18 protein-coding genes and 1 other annotated feature are annotated in these 18,685 nt (G+C 40.3%); of the genes, 16 read left to right on the forward strand and 2 right to left on the reverse strand.

Annotation, left to right across the window (positions count from 1 at the left end; all coding sequences use genetic code 11):
• Positions 1-129 precede the first annotated feature (129 nt).
• From AKG39_RS14690 to AKG39_RS14710, 5 genes are all read left to right on the forward strand, one after another.
• The gene (locus AKG39_RS14690) at positions 130-1,386 is read left to right on the forward strand and encodes an MFS transporter (RefSeq protein WP_242852627.1); all 1,257 of its coding nucleotides are present in this window, start codon (positions 130-132) and stop codon (positions 1,384-1,386) included.
• Between the two features lie 159 nt (positions 1,387-1,545).
• Complete coding sequence (locus AKG39_RS14695) at positions 1,546-2,250, forward strand: ABC transporter ATP-binding protein (RefSeq protein ID WP_050741161.1); 705 nt, start codon at positions 1,546-1,548, stop codon at positions 2,248-2,250.
• A complete protein-coding gene (locus tag AKG39_RS14700; RefSeq protein ID WP_050741162.1) occupies positions 2,240-2,953 on the forward strand; it encodes a protein kinase domain-containing protein in 714 nt (237 codons plus the stop codon). Before AKG39_RS14695 ends, AKG39_RS14700 begins: the two co-directional genes overlap by 11 nt.
• A gap of 69 nt (positions 2,954-3,022) precedes the next feature.
• Positions 3,023-3,454 carry an EamA family transporter gene (locus AKG39_RS14705; RefSeq protein WP_050741163.1) on the forward strand — a complete coding sequence of 144 codons (432 nt, stop codon included), beginning with the start codon at positions 3,023-3,025 and terminating at the stop codon, positions 3,452-3,454.
• 36 nt (positions 3,455-3,490) lie between these two features.
• Positions 3,491-4,306 carry a class I SAM-dependent methyltransferase gene (locus AKG39_RS14710; protein ID WP_050741164.1) on the forward strand — a complete coding sequence of 272 codons (816 nt, stop codon included), beginning with the start codon at positions 3,491-3,493 and terminating at the stop codon, positions 4,304-4,306.
• A 161-nt stretch (positions 4,307-4,467) separates the two neighbouring features.
• On the opposite strand, the gene AKG39_RS14715 is transcribed toward AKG39_RS14710, so the two are convergent.
• Positions 4,468-6,045: a Na+/H+ antiporter NhaC family protein gene (locus AKG39_RS14715; protein ID WP_050741165.1), complete on the reverse strand. Its 1,578-nt coding sequence runs from the start codon at positions 6,043-6,045 to the stop codon at positions 4,468-4,470.
• A gap of 364 nt (positions 6,046-6,409) precedes the next feature.
• On the opposite strand from AKG39_RS14715, the gene AKG39_RS14720 reads away from it, so the two are divergent.
• The 5 genes from AKG39_RS14720 to AKG39_RS14740 all read left to right on the forward strand — a co-directional run bounded on the left by AKG39_RS14720 (position 6,410) and on the right by AKG39_RS14740 (position 13,517).
• The gene (locus AKG39_RS14720) at positions 6,410-8,257 is read left to right on the forward strand and encodes a TIGR03960 family B12-binding radical SAM protein (RefSeq protein WP_050741166.1); all 1,848 of its coding nucleotides are present in this window, start codon (positions 6,410-6,412) and stop codon (positions 8,255-8,257) included.
• Positions 8,250-8,933, forward strand: coding sequence for a TIGR03936 family radical SAM-associated protein (locus tag AKG39_RS14725; protein WP_050741167.1), 684 nt, complete (start codon positions 8,250-8,252; stop codon positions 8,931-8,933). The genes AKG39_RS14720 and AKG39_RS14725 overlap by 8 nt, the downstream gene beginning before the upstream one ends.
• A gap of 1,113 nt (positions 8,934-10,046) precedes the next feature.
• On the forward strand, positions 10,047-11,468 hold the full coding sequence (locus tag AKG39_RS14730) for an alanine/glycine:cation symporter family protein (RefSeq protein WP_201780284.1): 1,422 nt from the start codon (positions 10,047-10,049) through the stop codon (positions 11,466-11,468).
• A gap of 32 nt (positions 11,469-11,500) precedes the next feature.
• Positions 11,501-11,977: a nucleoside-diphosphate kinase gene (locus AKG39_RS14735; protein WP_050741168.1), complete on the forward strand. Its 477-nt coding sequence runs from the start codon at positions 11,501-11,503 to the stop codon at positions 11,975-11,977.
• A 118-nt stretch (positions 11,978-12,095) separates the two neighbouring features.
• A complete protein-coding gene (locus AKG39_RS14740) occupies positions 12,096-13,517 on the forward strand; it encodes an alanine/glycine:cation symporter family protein (RefSeq protein ID WP_201780285.1) in 1,422 nt (473 codons plus the stop codon).
• A 202-nt stretch (positions 13,518-13,719) separates the two neighbouring features.
• Here AKG39_RS14740 and srtB read toward each other — a convergent pair whose 3' ends face one another.
• The gene (gene srtB, locus AKG39_RS14745) at positions 13,720-14,439 is read right to left on the reverse strand and encodes a class B sortase (RefSeq protein WP_050741169.1); all 720 of its coding nucleotides are present in this window, start codon (positions 14,437-14,439) and stop codon (positions 13,720-13,722) included.
• A gap of 384 nt (positions 14,440-14,823) precedes the next feature.
• Here srtB and AKG39_RS14750 point away from each other — a divergent pair, with 384 nt between their 5' ends.
• The 6 genes from AKG39_RS14750 to obgE all read left to right on the forward strand — a co-directional run bounded on the left by AKG39_RS14750 (position 14,824) and on the right by obgE (position 18,667).
• Complete coding sequence (locus tag AKG39_RS14750; protein WP_050741170.1) at positions 14,824-15,267, forward strand: CGGC domain-containing protein; 444 nt, start codon at positions 14,824-14,826, stop codon at positions 15,265-15,267.
• Between the two features lie 42 nt (positions 15,268-15,309).
• Positions 15,310-16,185, forward strand: a complete 876-nt coding sequence (locus AKG39_RS14755; RefSeq protein ID WP_050741171.1) for a methionyl aminopeptidase — start codon at positions 15,310-15,312, stop codon at positions 16,183-16,185.
• A 45-nt stretch (positions 16,186-16,230) separates the two neighbouring features.
• Positions 16,231-16,299, forward strand: a sequence feature (ribosomal protein L21 leader region).
• A 10-nt stretch (positions 16,300-16,309) separates the two neighbouring features.
• The gene (gene rplU / locus AKG39_RS14760; RefSeq protein WP_050741172.1) at positions 16,310-16,627 is read left to right on the forward strand and encodes a 50S ribosomal protein L21; all 318 of its coding nucleotides are present in this window, start codon (positions 16,310-16,312) and stop codon (positions 16,625-16,627) included.
• 8 nt (positions 16,628-16,635) lie between these two features.
• Positions 16,636-16,968, forward strand: a complete 333-nt coding sequence (locus AKG39_RS14765; protein ID WP_050741173.1) for a ribosomal-processing cysteine protease Prp — start codon at positions 16,636-16,638, stop codon at positions 16,966-16,968.
• A 12-nt stretch (positions 16,969-16,980) separates the two neighbouring features.
• A complete protein-coding gene (gene rpmA, locus AKG39_RS14770; protein ID WP_050741174.1) occupies positions 16,981-17,268 on the forward strand; it encodes a 50S ribosomal protein L27 in 288 nt (95 codons plus the stop codon).
• Between the two features lie 115 nt (positions 17,269-17,383).
• Positions 17,384-18,667: a GTPase ObgE gene (obgE, locus tag AKG39_RS14775; RefSeq protein ID WP_050741175.1), complete on the forward strand. Its 1,284-nt coding sequence runs from the start codon at positions 17,384-17,386 to the stop codon at positions 18,665-18,667.
• The last annotated feature ends 18 nt before the right edge of the window (positions 18,668-18,685 follow it).

The raw sequence follows: 18,685 nt of genomic DNA on the forward strand, positions 1-18,685 counted from the left end.
TTTTCAAAGCCTGTCCAGTCTTGGAGAGATTTTACATAAATATTCATTTTGAATCAAAAATAATGTTGTGTATTACACTTTAAGCTGATACAATAGGTAAAAAAAAAATGAAGGAGTGATGTTAACGAAATGGAAAATCTGATGAAAATCGAGAGTAAGAAACGATGGCTGTACTTAATTGTAGGAACCATCATGTTAATGTTTTTAGGGTTATTGTATGCATGGTCAATTTTCAGAGCCCCGCTGAATAAAGTTTTTGAAACATGGACGGCAACGGACTTATCACTTAATTTTACAATTTCAATCATCTTCTTTTGTCTAGGTGGATTTGCCAGCGGACAATTGACCAAGGTACTGAAAAACCAATACATCGTGTTAATCTCAGCGGTTTTGCTGTTTATTGGATTTTTTGGTGTTGCAAATATTGATGTATCCCAACCGGACCAAAGCTTGCTAATGCTCTATCTTTTTTATGGGGTGCTTTGCGGAACCGGTGTGGGGATGAGCTATAATGCCATCATCAGTGCCATTATCCCCTGGTTTTCGGAAAAAGCGGGGTTAGCTTCAGGTATTTTATTGATGGGATTTGGCCTGGGTGGATTGATCCTTGGTACCCTGATCAGTTCTTTGATTGGAAGCGTCGGGGTACTGCAAACCTTTTTTTATCTGGCTGTTATGGGAGCTGTTATCCTGGCCGCGGGTTCTTTTTTCATAAAAAAGCCTTTAGCAGTAGTCAAAAACCCTGCAAAAGTTCAAGCTGAAAGCAGTCAAACGAAAGACTACACAGCTGTTGAAATGCTAAAAACCGGGGTTTTCTGGCTGTATTTCTTTTGGGGAATCATGATTACCTCATCGGGTCTGCTCATCATCGGCAGTGCGGCGACAATTTCCATGGCTTTTGGTGCACCGGCACAATTGGGATTACTGGTTTCGGTGTTTAATGGTGGCGGTCGTGTTTTATTTGGAACCTTATTTGATAAACTGGGGCGAAATAAAACCATGAGTACCAATCATATTATTTTACTGCTGGCCGGGTTATCCCTATTTTTGGGAGCGACCTTCCAAAATGTAATTTTTATCTTTATCGGTCTGCTATCAGTAGGGGTCTGTTACGGCGGAGTACCTGCTTTATCTTCGGTGGTAATTAATTCTAGTTTTGGATCAAAAAACTATCCTCTGAATTTTAGCCTTTCCAATTTTTTGCTGATACCTGCCGCCATGATTGGTCCGTTGATTTCAAGTACTTTACTTGAAAAATCCGGTGGTAATTATAGCTCAACCTTTATTGCAATTATAATTTTCGCTGTAATAGCGTTGATTCTCAATCGCTTTCTTGGAATTAAGAGCGAGCAAATGGCTAAAGTGACTGTTCCTGCATCAGAATGAGCAGTTTGGAATAATATAAAAAATAATGTGTCAAAACTTAAAAAGAAAGGGAAACCTTTCTTTTTTATTACAAAATTTCAGGTTCGGGTGTTTGTCTTGACGAATGAAATGTCAGAGGCTATACTAAAAAGCAGGAATAAAAAAAATGCGAGGCGATACATGAAACCATTTATTCAATTTAAAGACGTATATAAGCGTTACCATATGGGTGAAGTGACCATTAATGCAGCCAATGGGATTAACTTTTCCATTGAAGAAGGGGAATTTGCCATTGTGGTGGGTCCCAGCGGCGCCGGAAAAACAACAGTGCTTAATATTTTAGGCGGCATGGACAACTGTGATGACGGCCAGGTTTATGTTGGCGAAAAAGAGATTGCCTCACTAAACCGACGGGAACTGGCTTCTTATCGGCGGTTTGATACCGGTTTTGTTTTTCAGTTTTATAACCTGATCCAGAATCTCACTGCCCTTGAGAATGTTGAACTGGCAACCCAGGTTTGCCGTGACCCGATGGATGCCGGGGCTGTTTTAGACAGCGTTGGACTTTCGGATCGGCTTGGCAACTTTCCCTCCCAGCTCTCAGGCGGGGAACAGCAACGGGTGGCCATTGCCCGGGCACTGGCAAAGCGTCCCAAACTACTGCTCTGTGATGAACCAACCGGCGCCCTGGACTACAACACTGGAAAAAATATTTTAAAGCTGCTCCAGGAAACCAGCCGACGGGAAAAAATGACAGTTATCCTGATCACCCATAATCAAGCCATTACACCCATGGCTGACAAGGTTATTAAAATGAAGAACGGCATGGTTCAAGAAAGTTATATCAATGAAAATCCTCTTTCGGTGGATGAAATTGAATGGTGACACAACCCTAAAGGGGGTACTCTCCCTGTATGGTTATCATTTCTGTGACATTCTGGGCTCCGGTGACTTCGGCACCTGCTATGAGATTTCCCGTAATGGGGAAGCCTATGTTTTAAAAGTATTTAAGCACAACCATGTCAAGCGACGAAAATCAAAGCTATTTATGGAAATCGATCTGTTAAATAAGGTCAATCACCCTGGGATTCCAAAAATTTTCAAGGTGATTGACAAAGATGGTGTTTTTGGCTTTATTATGGAAAAAATGCCGGGACATACCCTTTCCGATCTAATAAACTGGGATTATGCTTTTTCAAAAATCGAAATTGTAGGCATTATGTCGCAACTCATCCAAATGATCGAAACCCTCCATGCTGCCGATATTTCTCACCGGGATATCAAAACCACCAATATTCTTTTTTTTCATGGTACCATTTCATTAATCGATTTTGGATCTGCGAAAATCTTTCATTCCCAAACCCGAAACGGCAATCCAGATTTCTGGGGGATCGGGGATGTTTTTATGAGACTGGCTTTAATCGCTCCGGAAATTTCTTTAAACCCACAGGATGTATTGATTGAGAGCCTGAACCTAAGCCCAGGAGAAAAAACCGTTATCAAGCGACTTTTATGCATTGAAGGGTCCTATGCCGATATAAAGACTCTGATTCATGATTTTGAAATGACCTTTTGTATCCATCAATAAATAATCAACAATAACATCAACATCATCAACCATAGTCTTTATCAATATTTAGAGGAGCTTGCATTATCAATGAAAGAACTAATTTATTACCTGCCCATTGCCCTTATTGTTGTTTCCAATGTATTCTATAATATCTGTACTAAATCCACTCCCCAAACAGCCAATCCCTTTCTATCCCTTTTCATCACTTATCTTGTTGCCGCCTTTATAACGCTAATCTTATTTTTATTTACCGGGTTGGAACATAATGTTATGAATTCATTGAAAGAGCTAAACTGGACCAGTTTGGTCCTGGGCATATGCGTGGTTACCCTGGAATTCGGGTACATTACCGCTTATCGATTTGGCTGGAACATCAGTGTTGCCTCGGTTGTGGCAAACATTACCTTGGGGATTCTGCTTATCCCGGTAGGAATTTTATTCTATAAAGAAATTTTGACCCCCAACCACCTGGTTGGCATTGGTTTATGTTTCACAGGATTGTTTTTTATCAATCGATGAACCCGAACCGTTTAAATTTATCCAAGGAGAAAGTCAATGAAAAATCAACTCAACACCGAATTTTTTGAAGATTTATGGTTAGGCGGTGATCATCCCAGTCAACTCAATGCTGATTTTTGGGATCTCAGAGCTCAGGAACACAATAAATCCTCTATAAAAAACAATTCACTAATTAGCCGGGAAAATAAGGTGAAAGATTTTCTTGCAAAAGGTCTTATTAATGATACTTCGGTGGTATTGGACATCGGGTGCGGCACCGGACAATTAAGCATTGCTCTTGCCAAGTCTGTGAAAGAAGTGGCAGCACTGGATTTTTCAGAAAATATGCTAACCTATGCCAGTGAGAATGCAAAAAAAGCCAGGGTTAAAAACATTCGTTTTATTCAGGCTGACTGGAAGGAAATAGAATTTGAAGAACCCTTCGATTTTGTAGTATCCAGTATGTCACCAGCCATTAATGGTCCGGCTGATTTGTATAAATTAATGGCGGTTTGTAAAGGCCACTGCTATTTATCCGCCTTTGTAGAACGTTCAAGCACTCTTAGGGAAACCCTTTATCATCTCACGGATCAAACATATTTGCATCAGTTTCATAAGATAAACTACATCTTTAATATTTTATGGACCAAAGGATTCTTTCCGGAGTTATCCTATGAAGAGAGCTGTTATAATCGATTATTGGCACTTGAGCAAGCCAAGGAAATATATCCCTTGGAATTGAACATCCAGAACGATCCGTTAAAAGTCAAATTAATCCATGGTTTTTTAGACCAGGAAGCAAAAGATGGATTTATCACAGAAATTGTGAGCCAAAAAAAAGGGGAGTTAATCTGGAAGTGCTCTCATTTATAAAGTAACTTTATAAACTTTCATAAGAATCAAACTGCTTAAATTACGAGCTGTTTCGGATAATAAAAAGCATAAAAAAACAGGAGCTGCCTAAAAAAGACAGCTCCTGTTTTTTTATTTATGGTCAACTAGTCCTATCTCAAGTTCAAAACATAAGAACTAACTTAGATCGTTGCCTTTGCCAGTTTGTTTTCTAAAATCCGGATTTTTTCCTGTTTGTCTTTTGAAATCCGGTGTAAAATAATCATGAAAATCACCAGCAGTCCGATGGCAGTGCCTAGGGTCAGGAATAAATTGCCGTTGGAAAAACCAGCAACGATGTATCCCACAAAACTGCATCCAGCTACCAATAACGAATAAATCATTTGAGTGGACACATGCCGGATATGATCACAGCCTGCTCCGGTGGATGAAAGAATAGTGGTATCAGATATGGGTGAACAATGATCACCGAAAACAGAACCGGCCAGTGTTGCGGAAAGAGTGACAATCATCAGTTCCGGTGCCGCATACTGACAGATGAACACCACAATCGGAATGAAGATTCCAAAGGTCCCCCAGGCGGTTCCAATTGAAAAAGAGAGCATCGCCGAAACAAGAAATACCATCGCTGGAATAAGGCCAACCGGAATATTACTGGATTTTACCAGTTCGCCAATATAAAATCCGGTACCCAGAAGATCCTGGCACATGGTTCCAATGGTCCAGGCCAATGTTAAAATAATGAAGGCCGGCACCATGGTTTTAATGCCTTCGGCAATACTGCCCATGAATTCTTTAAAGCTGATCAGTTTACGTGGTACAAAAAGCATGAAGGTTACTATCAATGCTCCGAAGCCACCCATTACCAGGGCTGCGGAAGCATCGCAATTACCAAAGGCCTCGGCCAGGGTTAAGCCTTCTCCTGCCCAGAATCCGCCGTTGTGAAGCATGGCGAGAACCGAGAAAACAATCAGTGAGCCAATGGGAATAACAAGATCCCAAACGGTTCCCTTGTCGTTAATGTCCATGTTTTCGGCGGATTCGTGATCAACCACACCTAAATCTCCGGTTTCTTTAGCAATTTGTTCGTATTTTGCCATGGGCCCAAAATCCACGTCCGTAGCCGATATGATAACAACCATCAGAATACATAAAATTGCGTACAGATTATAGGGGATAGTGGCCACAAAGGCTCCCAACTCATTGGGAAAGGCGCCCGTGGCATAAAGGGTGGAGCCAACCGCAGCCGCCCAACTGGAGATAGGGGCCAAAATGCAAACCGGTGCTGCAGTTGAGTCAATGATATAGGCAAGCTTAGCCCGGGAAACCTGGTATTTATCGGTGACTGGCTTCATTACCGTACCAACGGTGAGGCAGTTAAAGTAATCATCAATAAATATAATGGCCCCCAGTGCGCTTGTGGCAAGCTGGGCACTGCGTTTGGATTTAAGCTTTGTACAGGCCCACTTTCCGTAGGCACGGGAGCCGCCAGCCTGAGTTACCACATAAACCAGGGCTCCAAGCAGAGCCAAAAATAAAATAATATTAAACTTTCCCGGGGAGCCCACGGTTTCTGCCATTGTCCCAAAGGCAATGGTTCCCATTTCGATAATGCCGCCTCCGGTGGCCAGGGAATATATCAAAGAACCGGATAAAATACCAATTAACAGTGATGATATAACTTCTTTGCTGATCAATGCCAAAGCAATTGCAATGATTGGAGGTATGATTGATAAAATACCTACATCAATTGTTTCCATAAATGTTTCTCCTTCTGTTTTTGTTATTTAGATATTAGTCCATTAGGGAACAAAAAAAAGGCCCATTTTTACCTGTTTAAAAAATGTGTCTTCTGAAATTTTCGAACTAATTCCAAACTAATTCCGACTTAATTTTGCAGTGTACATTTTCAAGAAAGTCTCTTGTCAATGACTAAATTATAATTTAATTCTTCAATATTAAATCGCTTAAATCTGTACCAGTATACCACAGTTTAGACAATCGCCCTAATTTTCCGTGTTTAAAATTCAATTAGCCCTATACAAGTCTAATAGTATCAGGTAAGATAAATAAGATGAAAAAAATGAAAAAATCGAAATACAAATAATAATTATGAGGAAATGAATGAATAATTACATTGAAAAAAATATTTTACCCTTAGTTGAAAAACCGATTACCTACCTTGGCAATGAGGTGAATGCGGTCCATAAAACACCGGATGCAGATACCATTCGTTTTGCTTTTGCCTTTCCGGATACCTATGAGGTGGGAATGTCCCATTTAGGCATGAAAATTCTTTACGGACTGCTGAATGAACAAAAAGATATCTGGTGTGAGCGGGTGTTTGCACCATGGGTTGATATGGAAGCCCAATTACGCAGTCACAACCTGCCTTTATATGGTTTGGAATCGATGATGCCTTTAAATGAATATGACTTTATCGGTTTTACCCTCCAGTATGAAATGAGCTTTACAAATATTTTAAACATGTTAGAACTTGGCCATGTTTCTCTTCTTGCCAAAGACCGCAAGGACGATGAACCCTTTATAATTGCAGGCGGTCCCTGTGCCTACAATCCCGAGCCCCTTTCTGATTTTGTGGACTTCTTTGTCATCGGTGAAGCAGAAGAACTTATCTTAGAGCTCATGGATATGTACCGCAGCTTTAAAAAATCCAATGGCACACGTGCTGATTATTTAAAATCCATTGCCGGAATTCAGGGAGTTTACGTTCCTTGTTTTTATGAAACCACATACGATCAAGCAACCGGGCTTATCAAGGAATTTAAACCGCTTATTGACGGCGTTCCGGAAAAAATAAAAAAACAGTTCATCGAAGATCTGGACAAAGCTTATTATCCGGATAAAATTGTGATGTCCTACACCGAAACCGTCCATGATCGCATCAGCTTTGAAATATTCCGGGGCTGTGGACGTGGTTGTCGTTTTTGTCAGGCCGGAATGATCTATCGGCCAACTCGTGAACGCAGTATTCCCACCATCCAGGAAAAGATAGAAGCACTGATTAAGGCAACCGGATACGATGAAATTTCCCTGTCTTCTTTAAGTACCGGGGATTACAGCGAAATTCAAAAGCTCATTGATACGCTGGTAAAAGAATATGATGGGGAAAAGGTGGGACTTTCCCTGCCTTCCCTGCGGATCGATTCTCTGAGCATTGATATGCTTGAACAAATACAAAAGGTGCGCAAAACCGGATTGACCCTGGCACCTGAAGCTGGTTCTCAGCGGATGCGGGACGTAATCAATAAAGGTGTCACTGAAGAAAACCTTCTCGATACGGTTCGAACAGCCTTTGAAAAAGGGTGGGGACATGTGAAGCTTTATTTCATGATTGGACTGCCCGGAGAAGCCCTGGAAGACATTGAGGGGATTGCCGTGCTGGGACAGAAAACCGTTGATGAATATTATAAACTTGATCGGGATGTTCGAAACAAAAATCTAAAAGTGGTTTTAAGTGCTGCGTCCTTTGTTCCAAAACCTTTTACTCCTTTTCAGTGGATGGGCCAAAATACACGGCAGGAATTCAAGGACAAACAAAATCATCTTAAATCAAAAATTAAAGATCGCAAAATATCCTACAGTTGGCATGACAGCGGTGTGAGCTATATGGAAGCCGTTTTCGCCAGAGGCGACAGGCGTTTAGGTCCAGTTCTTTTAAAAGCCCATGAGATGGGATGCCGTTTTGATGGCTGGGGAGAGTACTTCAGTTTAGAAAAATGGATGGAAGCCTTTGCCGAAGTCGGGGTTGATCCTGATTTTTATGCTCTTAGAAATCGTGAGTACGACGAGATTCTGCCCTGGGATTTTATTGATATCGGTGTTAAAAAGGATTATCTGATTGCCGAAAACAACAAATCCCGCGAAGTCATAACCACGCCATTTTGCCGTGAGCATTGTTCAAATTGCGGAATTATGGAGTTCAAAGAAGGGTGGAAATGCAATGATTAAAATGCAATATCAATTTAAGCGAACCAATGAGCTCCGGTTTTTATCCCATTTGGATCAGCAACGTCTTTTTCAACGGGCCTTTCGCCGAAGTGACATGCAGGTCGACTATTCATTGGGCTTTAATCCCCATCCCAAAATGGCTTTTGCCCTGGCCATGTCTGTGGGCTTAACCAGCGATTGCGAATATGGCGATGTGATGCTGACCGATGATATCAGCTGTGAGGCATTTATCGAACGCATGAATGCAGTCTTACCTCAGGGACTTGAAATCGTAAGTGCCCGAATTCTGGAAGAGGGACACCCATCCCTGTCTGCTTCACTTTTAAAAAGCCATTATCAATTAAAGGTTAAGCTCTCTGATACCGTCAGCAAAGAGACTTTATCAAAGGCTTTTCAAACGTATTTGGATTACCCCGAGATTTTAATGAAAAAACGAAATAAAAAAGGGAAACTCATCGAAAAAAACATTCGTCCTTTTATTGAATCCATTCTTCTTAATCAAGAAGAAACGACTGAAGAGGCAGCCACCATTGAAATGTTCTTAAACTATATTGAACAGCAATGCGTCAAACCGGAGTTGATTTTATCGAGTATAAATGAGCAAGTCAATGATCTGTTTATCATTGATCCCACCATCCAAATCCACCGGAAAAACTTAATGCTTTTAGAGGACTGATAACCTTTACAAAAGTGTTACAATCATTTACAAAAAAACCATTTACTTTTTAAAGAACGGTGCTATAATCAAGATAATCAAAGATCAACTCAATCCTTTTCTAATTGGATGATCTCGATCATTGAAAAGTAAACAAAGCCTTAACAAATCCGGTAAAGTTAATGTATAACGGTTTTGGTTTAAAAAGTAAAAATTTATTACCGAACCGAAGAATATAAAAACATTATCGATTGTTATCAATTAATATGCATCGAGAACCAAAAAAAGTTAGGGTGATAGCATGTTAAGTCAGAGTGAAATATATTTGAGATAGGTATTCATATTATGGAAAAAGCTACATCTGCTTAATAATTAATAAAGATGTACCCATAATTAAGATGATGTATTGAGGATAATAAATTTTACCTGATTAAATGATAATAGTTAAGAAAGTTAATTGACAGGCAAAGAATTTGAACGAAAGAACAGATTATTCAAAAGTTTTAACGATTGGGAAAGTTAAAAAGCTCTACTTGTGAATCTGTCTGAAAAATATTTATATGGTGAATTCCTAAAATTTTTCAAGACAACAGCCGAGAGAGTGATTATTAGGAAACAAAAAGTTCCTGATTAGACGAACCAGAGAATAAATTTTTCAGAAATTCTGTAAATTGGGAAAGTTTAAAAAACTCAACTTGTGACTCTGTCCGAATAATATTTTAGATGTTGAATTCCTAAAATTTTTCGAGGCAACAACCGAGTGAGTAATGATAAAAACGAAAAGTTCTCAATTAAAAGAAACGAAGAAAAGAAAAAATGCCTAATAGTTAAGCGCTAAGTTTACATTAGAAAAGAAAGAAGACGATTTTTGATAAATCGAAAGGGGTGAGTCCAAAAGAAATGACACCTGAGATTGAAAGCTGAAGCCGGTTCTACAGTAGTTTATGTGGAATCGGCTTTAGCATTTTTTGTCTTGTCAGCCTTGTTAAATACATACAAATATACCAACGAATTTTCCTCTATATTTGAATTAAAGCACACGGTTTTCAGAACCTATTACCATGAGCTTCCTTGGCATAAGCCGGATAACTGTGGTATGATATTTAGATTGCTTTAAAAATTTAGGAGGAAAATATGAACTTTTCGGAAATAATGGCAGTGGTCAACAACTTTGTTTGGGGCCCTGTTATGCTGACACTTTTAGTGGGAACAGGAATCTTTTTAACCATTCGATTAAAGTTTCTTCCATGGCGTAACCTTGGTTATGCTTTGAAATCAATTTTTATAAAACCCGATAAAACAAAGAAGAAAAAACGCGGGGATATTTCACCCTTTCAATCGTTAATGACATCTTTGGCCGCTACTATCGGTACCGGAAATATCGTCGGTGTGGCAACAGCCATGGTCCTGGGAGGTCCTGGTGCCCTGGTATGGATGTGGATCAGCGCCTTGTTTGGCCTTTCCACCAAATACGGTGAAAGTGTTCTAGCCATAAAGTATCGCGAAACCAACGAACAGGGCGAAATGTCCGGGGGACCCATGTATGCCATGAAAAACGGTATTAAAATCAAGTGGCTGGGATCCGCAATGGCCATTTTATTTTCGGTCTTTGCAGTGGCAGCTTCTTTTGGGATCGGCAACATGACCCAGGCCAACTCAATCTCAAATGCGGTTTATGGAACATTCGGGGTGCCCACCTGGATTACCGGACTCATTATTACAGGTCTGGCAATCACGGTGCTTCTCGGTGGGATCCAAAGTATCGGAAAGGTCTGCGGCATAATTGTACCGTTCATGGCCGTTTTATATTTTATCGCCGGCATCGTCGTTATTATTATTAATTTTGAAAATGTCCCAGCCGGCATCGCAGAAATCTTTACGATGGCTTTTTCTCCCACTGCCATTGCCGGAGGTGTTGGCGGCACAATTATTGCCAGTATGTTATCCGCCATGCGGTGGGGAATTGCCCGGGGGGTTTTTTCCAATGAAGCTGGCCTGGGATCCGCGCCCATCGCCGCCGCGGCGGCAGTCACCGATTACCCTTCACGTCAGGGTTATATAAATATGACCGGGACCTTTTTTGATACTCTCATAACCTGCAGTATTACCGGCGTAGTCATTGCCTCTTCCGGTGTTTTAGGCAGTGTGGATGCTTCTGGAAATTTAGTATCCGGTGTAAATCTCACCATAATGGCATTCCAATCTGCTTTGGGACCTGCTGGGGGCTGGATTATTACCATTGGTATTATGCTGTTTGCTTTTTCAACTATTTTAGGTTGGGAGTATTACGGTGAAAAATCCCTGGAATATCTAATCAGAGCACCCATAGCCATTAAAATCTATCGATTTGTTTACTGTCTGGTTACCTTTATCGGTTCAACCATTGCCTTGGAAATCGTCTGGGATATCTCAGATACTATGAACGGTCTTATGGCCATTCCAAATCTTCTGTGTCTATTGCTTTTAAGTAATGTCATTGCCAAAGAATGCTTTGATTACCAAGAGCGGATCATCACACCCGAAAGACTGACACGCAAAGCTCTGAGGAATAAATAAACTAAAATATCATAACAAAATGGAGGTCAGCAATGAAATCTTACTGCTTGATTATTATGAAACCCGATGCTCTGGAACGGGAATTAGTTGAGAAAATTATCCAAAGATTCAAAAATAACGGATTTACGATCGAAATGTTGGGTTACAAAACGGTGACTGAAAAGCTCATCCTCAAGCACTATGCACATGTTGTAAAAAAACTCGGCAAGTCCTTTGAAAAAGCGGCTATAAAATCCTTTGTAGGGAAGGGTATGTTGCCTATTATCCTGAGTCAAAAGGGAAATGATGCCATTGCCAATGCCAGACTTCTGATTGGCGCAACAGATCCGTCCACTGCTTCAGGTGGAACCATTCGCGGAGACTACGGTTCGGATTCAATCGAAATGGCCAATCAGGAAGACCGGTGTTGTAATAACCTGATTCATGCCAGTGATGCCCAAGAGTCTTTTTTAGAAGAATTATCCCTCTGGTTTAGCCCCGAAGCATATGAAATTTTAATGACTGATTAAAAACATCTTAAAGCACCAGAAATATGACTTTATTGACATATTTCTGGTGTTTTATATTGTGCAGAGATATTAATCATGATAAAATACATTTTATGCTTTTAAAATTATAGGGGGTATTATGAATTTTGCGGAAATAATGGCAGCGGTCAACAATTTTGTTTGGGGACCCGTAATGCTAGCACTTTTAATGGGAACAGGTATTTTTTTAACCATTCGTTTAAAGTTTCTTCCATGGCGTAACCTTGGTTATGCTTTAAAATCGGTTTTTAAAAAACCCGATCCATCAAAAAAAGAAGACAAAGGGGATATTTCACCATTCCAGTCCTTAATGACTGCCCTGGCTGCCACCATCGGCACCGGGAATATTGTGGGCGTTGCAACCGCTATGGTACTGGGTGGTCCCGGGGCTCTGGTATGGATGTGGATCAGTGCTCTGTTCGGCCTTTCCACTAAATATGGCGAAAGTGTTCTGGCTGTTAAGTATCGGGAAACCAATGCCCAGGGTGAAATGGCCGGAGGACCGATGTATGCCATGAAAAACGGTTTTAAGATCAAATGGATTGGTTCCATACTGGCGGTACTTTTCTCTGTATTTGCAGTCATTGCTTCTTTTGGCATTGGCAACATGACCCAGGCCAATTCAATTTCAAGTTCCGTTTTAAATACCTTTGGTGTGCCAACCTGGATTACCGGACTCATCATTACGACTTTAGCCCTGGTAGTACTTTTAGGAGGGATCAAAAGCATCGGTAAGGTCAGCGGTATTCTTGTGCCCTTTATGGCCGTTTTTTATTTTGCGGCTGGTATTCTTGTTATTCTTATTAATATTGAAAACGTTCCCGCCGGCGTAGCACAAATCTTTACGATGGCCTTTTCGCCCACCGCCATTGCCGGCGGCATCGGCGGAAGTATTATTGCCAGTATGTTAACGGCCATGCGCTGGGGTGTCGCCAGAGGTGTTTTCTCCAACGAAGCGGGTTTGGGTTCTGCACCGATTGCAGCTGCCGCCGCTAAAACCGATCACCCTTCACGCCAGGGCTACATCAACATGACCGGCACCTTTTTCGATACCCTGGTTGTTTGCAGTATAACTGGGCTGGTTATTGCTTCTTCCGGTGTTTTAGGCACCATGGATGCGGCTGGAAAACTAATATCCGGAGCGGATCTCACCATCATGGCTTTTGAATCAGCTTTAGGACCAATCGGCGGATGGATCGTAACGCTTGGTATCATGCTGTTTGCTTTTTCAACTATTCTGGGCTGGGAGTATTACGGCGAAAAATCTCTGGAATACCTTATCAAAGCACCCATAGTGATTAAAGCCTATCGCTTTATTTATTGTCTGGTTGCCTTTGTCGGCGCAACCACTGCTTTACAGATTGTATGGGATTTCTCGGATACCATGAATGGTCTCATGGCCATTCCCAATCTTATTTCTCTGCTGGTTTTAAGCAATGTCATTGCCAAAGAATGCTTTGATTTCCAGGACAATATTTTAATTCCTGAAAAAAGAGCACTTAAACTGAAAAAGAACAAATAATTCTTCACAAAAAAACTGCCCCAATAGGAGCAGCAAGTTTGTTGACAAACCCGTCCCGGGGACAATGGTAAATCGTTGTCGGCTGCAAGATCGGACAGGCTATTGCCTGTTCGCCTAGATGCCGACAACTGATGTTACGATTGTCCCCGGGACTTACTTTTAACTTTTTCAGATTATGAACTGCACCTATTGGGCAGTTTTTTTATTGGGTTATTTTTCGGGCATGGATAGCTAGTCGGGCGTCATCAAAGGTGTAGATACATGTGGAAAGGGTGAGGACTTCATCTGTAGGACTGAGGACCACTCCGGTGTCATAAAGGGAACGCTTCTTAACCCGATTCATGTAGTTTATAAATTCAGTATTGTCTGTAAATTCGGGCCGGCGATAATCATAATCTGCCTCGGTGATGTAAACCGAGAAGATTTCCCATTTCCCGGGGTTACCGGGACGGTCATACTGTATGATGGGATGTACCTTAAAGTAAGCCTCGTTCTGATATTGCCATAAAACCCCAAACATGGATTCATCCTGCATGTAATGACCATAAAGAATATTATTCCGGGTATTTTCTGAAGGACAGACATAATCAAGAAATACCGTTCCTTCAATAGCGGCATTTCTTTCAAAATTGTGAGAAAGATAATAATCATTGTTATCAGTTTGCACCACCGGATAATTCAGAGGCGTGCCTTCAATGAGAACCCAACCCACGGTGTCCGGATTCATTATTCTAAGGCCTTCAAAATCAATGGCGGTGGCATCCATTTCCGTCGTTCCCTGGGCAACTTCAATAACATTCTGCTTTTGCAGGTTTTTCATGACCGATGGATAAAAATAGTAACCCACACTACAAATCATTGCAATAATAAAAACAGCACTGATCCGAGATATCGTTTTCTGATTTATTTTAGTTTTTGACATAAAAACCCCCATTTATTCAATCTTAATTTATTATAACCAACCCAATCCAGAATAACATCATTTTTATACAGTAAAATAAGATTAATAGTGTAGTGGCATATTAAAAACAAAGTTTCAAGTAGTTATTGACATATGACAACAACGATGTATAATCATATACATAGCATATATAGCATATGCCGAGAAGAGATGGAACCCACCAATAGAGCATGGCTATGGCTTTAATAAGGGATTGGATCATGAGCACAGAAGAGATTTTAAAAAATGTTCTTCCGATCAATTTTCTGGGCTACCAAATAAAACGTTGATGGCTAGGGGAATATAATTAAATATTGAATAATGCTTTGTTGTGACATTAATTAAAACAGAATGGCGGTAAATAGTATGAAAAAAATAGGAATCATAATCTGTGGACGGTATCAGAGCTGCGGGGGCGGGAAATGTTTCCGAGCTCTAAATGAACGCATGGGCGGGTTTTCAATTTATTCAAAAGATGAAGAAATCCAAATTGCGGGATATTCATATTGTGGTGGCTGTCCAGGTGGTAATATTGAATATGTTCCGGCAGAAATGATTAAAAATGGCGTCCAGGTAATACATCTTGCAACAGGGCTGGTAGTTGGATATCCTCCGTGTCCCAGGATCAAATCATTTCAAGAATTTATAGAAATGCACTACAATATACCGGTAGTGGTTGGAACGCATCCTATTCCCATGAAATATTTTACCGATCATGAAAAATTATCATTTTGGGAACGAACAGGGATGAGAAAGATTGCCCCGGAACTGTTTAAAGATACCGAAAAAGCAATGAAAGATTATGACTAAATAAATCGGATATTAAATGCAAAAATAAAAGGAGTCTTAAATTTGTTTGAAATACTTGGGAGAAATGATGTCTGCTGGTGTGGCAGCGGAAAAAAATACAAAAAATGCCATATGGCATTTGATGAGAGAATATTATCATATAAACGAAAAGGTTGTATCATACCTGACCGAAACATTATTAAATCAACCTTACAAATTAATGGTATAAAGGAAAGTAGTAAAATTAATATCGCAGTCTTGGATCATATCGCAGAGAATATTAAAACGGGTATCTCTACAGAGGAGATCAATCAATTGGTACACACTAAAACGTTAGCTTTAGGAGGCGTTCCGGCTCCTTTGAATTACGAGGGCTTTCCTAAAAGTGTATGCACGTCTATTAATAATCAAGTTTGTCATGGCATACCATCAGATGAAGTGTCTCTTGAAGATGGCGATATTATTAATGTTGATGTATCAACACTATTCAAAGGATATTTTTCTGATGCATCAAGAATGTTTTGTATTGGTAATGTCAGTGCAGCAAAAAGGCGGTTAGTGGACATTACTAAAAAATCAATTGAAATAGGGCTTAAACAAATAAAACCATGGCATTTTCTTGGCGATATTGGTCAGGCGATCAGTGACTATGTGATATCAAACGGTTATTCTGTGGTAGAAGAATTTGGCGGACATGGTGTTGGTCTGGAATTTCATGAAGAACCTTTTGTTAGCCATGTATCGAAAAGAGGAACAGAAATGTTATTGGTGCCGGGTATGGTATTTACTATAGAACCAATGATTAATATGGGAAGAGCTGGCATTTATATTGATAGTGATAATGATTGGGTAGTGTACACAGCAGATGGAGAGCCGTCGGCGCAGTGGGAAGTAACAGTAGCAGTCACAGAAAAAGGATATGAGATACTAACGTATTAATTTATATTCTCATTGACAAAGTTTCCTATTCATGTTAATATTTATAAAGTTATGTAGCCGCACATAAAAGGTTTTAAGTCGAAAGCACCTTTTGTGGCGAGTCTGGAATGAGGAGGTGTAGAGTATGTATGCAATTATTAAAACAGGTGGTAAACAATATCGTGTTCAAGAAAACGATGTGATCGAAATTGAAAAAATCAATTTCAAAGAAGATGATGTAAAAGAAATTACTTTTACAGATGTTTTAGCTGTTAACAAAGACGGCGAAATGACAATTGGAACTCCAATTGTTGCAAATGCTGTTGTAAAGGCTGAAATTCTTTTGGTTGCAAAAGGACCTAAGATCATTATTTTCAAGTATAAAGCGAAAAAAGATTACCGTAAAAAACAAGGTCATCGTCAACCATTCATGAAAGTAAAAATCACAAGCATTGAAGCTTAGGTAATTCCATGATTTCAGTTACTTTTTTTAGAAAAGAGAATGAAATTGATGAAATAACCGTTTCAGGGCATGCTGGTTATGCGGATCAGGGTGAAGATATTATTTGTGCAGCTGTTTCTGTTCTAACCATTAGTATACTTAATGGCCTCACAGAGATTGTTGGTCGCAAAGATCTTTGCGAAGTGGTAAAAGATGGTTACACAAATTTTACCGTTCCAAAAAGTTCCAGCGAATTGCAAAATATAAAAACCGAAACACTATTGGCAACCTATCAACTGGGAATCCAGGGGATCAAGGAAGCTTATGGAGACTATTTAAAAATAAACGAAGTAAAAAAATAGGAGGTGAACATAATGATTAAAATGAACCTTCAACTATTTGCCCATAAAAAAGGGGTTGGTAGTTCAAGAAATGGTCGCGACAGTGAAGCTAAGCGCCTTGGTACAAAAAGAGGAGACGGTCAGTTTGTTCTTGCAGGTAATATCCTTGTTCGTCAAAGAGGAACAAAGATTCATCCTGGTATCAATGTTGGCAAAGGCGGAGATGATACTTTATTCGCATTAGAAGACGGTATTGTACGTTTTGAACGAAAAGGCAGAGATAAAAAACAAGTAAGTATTTATCCAAGGGAAGCCATCTAGTTTCCAGTGACAAAATAATACATCTTATAAAACCTCTTATTATAGTTCTTAATGATAAGGGGTTTTATTTTTTGTTATATTAGGGTAAAATCTAAGAAAAGCGAGGTACACCAAAATGTTTGTAGATAAAGCAGAGATCATTCTTAAAGCAGGTAATGGCGGTCACGGCGGCGTGAGCTTCCGACGGGAAAAATATGTTCCCATGGGCGGTCCTGATGGTGGCCATGGCGGTCATGGGGGCAATATTGTCTTCGTGGCGGATCAAGGCTATCGAACTTTAATGGAATTTAAATATAAGAGAAAACACAAGGCCGAAAACGGAGAAAATGGAACCGGAGGTCGATCCGCAGGAAAAAGCGGTGAGGAACTGATCATAAAGGTTCCAGTGGGAACCCTTATTAAAGATAAAGAAACCGGACGGGTCATTTGTGATTTATCCGAAAACGGTCAAAGCTTTCGCGTGGCAGAAGGCGGTCGCGGTGGTCGTGGAAACATGAACTTCGCCACCCCAACACGGCAGGCTCCAAGATTTGCCCAGGGTGGCATCAGAGGCCAGGAACGCACGGTTATTCTGGAGCTTAAGCTTCTTGCGGATGTGGGCCTTATAGGTTTTCCAAACGTTGGGAAGTCAACTTTACTTTCTGTTGTAACCAAAGCCAGACCAAAGATTGCAAATTACCATTTCACCACCATTGTTCCTAATCTTGGTGTGGTTGAGTGGCGTAATTTCAGCACTTTTGTGATTGCGGATATACCGGGTCTCATCGAAGGTGCTCATGAAGGCACCGGCCTTGGCGACCAATTTCTAAGACATGTGGAACGGACCAAGCTGCTAGTGCATCTTTTGGATGCTTCCGGCAGTGAAGGACGTGATCCCATTGAAGATTTTCATGCCATTAATTATGAGCTCGAAAAATATAACAAGAAGTTGGCCGAACGGGTCCAGATTGTTGCCTTAAACAAGGTCGATCTTATCCTTGAAGATGAGGGCGTAGAAGAAATAAAGGGAAAACTTGAAGCCTTAGGTTACGAAGTTTTTATTATTTCTGCGGTTACCGGACGGGGACTGGACCAATTGATGAGTCGTGTCGTTCTGCTGCTTGATGAAATTGGTGAAGTTGAACCAATCTTTGACATCGAACCCGTGGAAGAAACCATTTACACTCCTGAATTTAGAAACAATCAATTTACTGCGGAAAAAATAGATGATGTTTTCGTGGTTGACGGCGAATTCTTAGATCGTCTCATTAATTCGGTTAACTTTGAAGATTTAGATTCCATTGGTTTCTTCCAACGGATTTTAAAAGATAAGGGTGTCTTCACCAAGCTCGAAGAAATGGGCATAAAAGATGGAGACTTTGTTCGATTACGTGAAGTTGAGTTTGAATATTATAAATAGATCAAACCTTTGATTTAT

Source organism: Acetobacterium bakii, assembly GCF_001263355.1.
GTDB lineage: Bacteria > Bacillota > Clostridia > Eubacteriales > Eubacteriaceae > Acetobacterium > Acetobacterium bakii.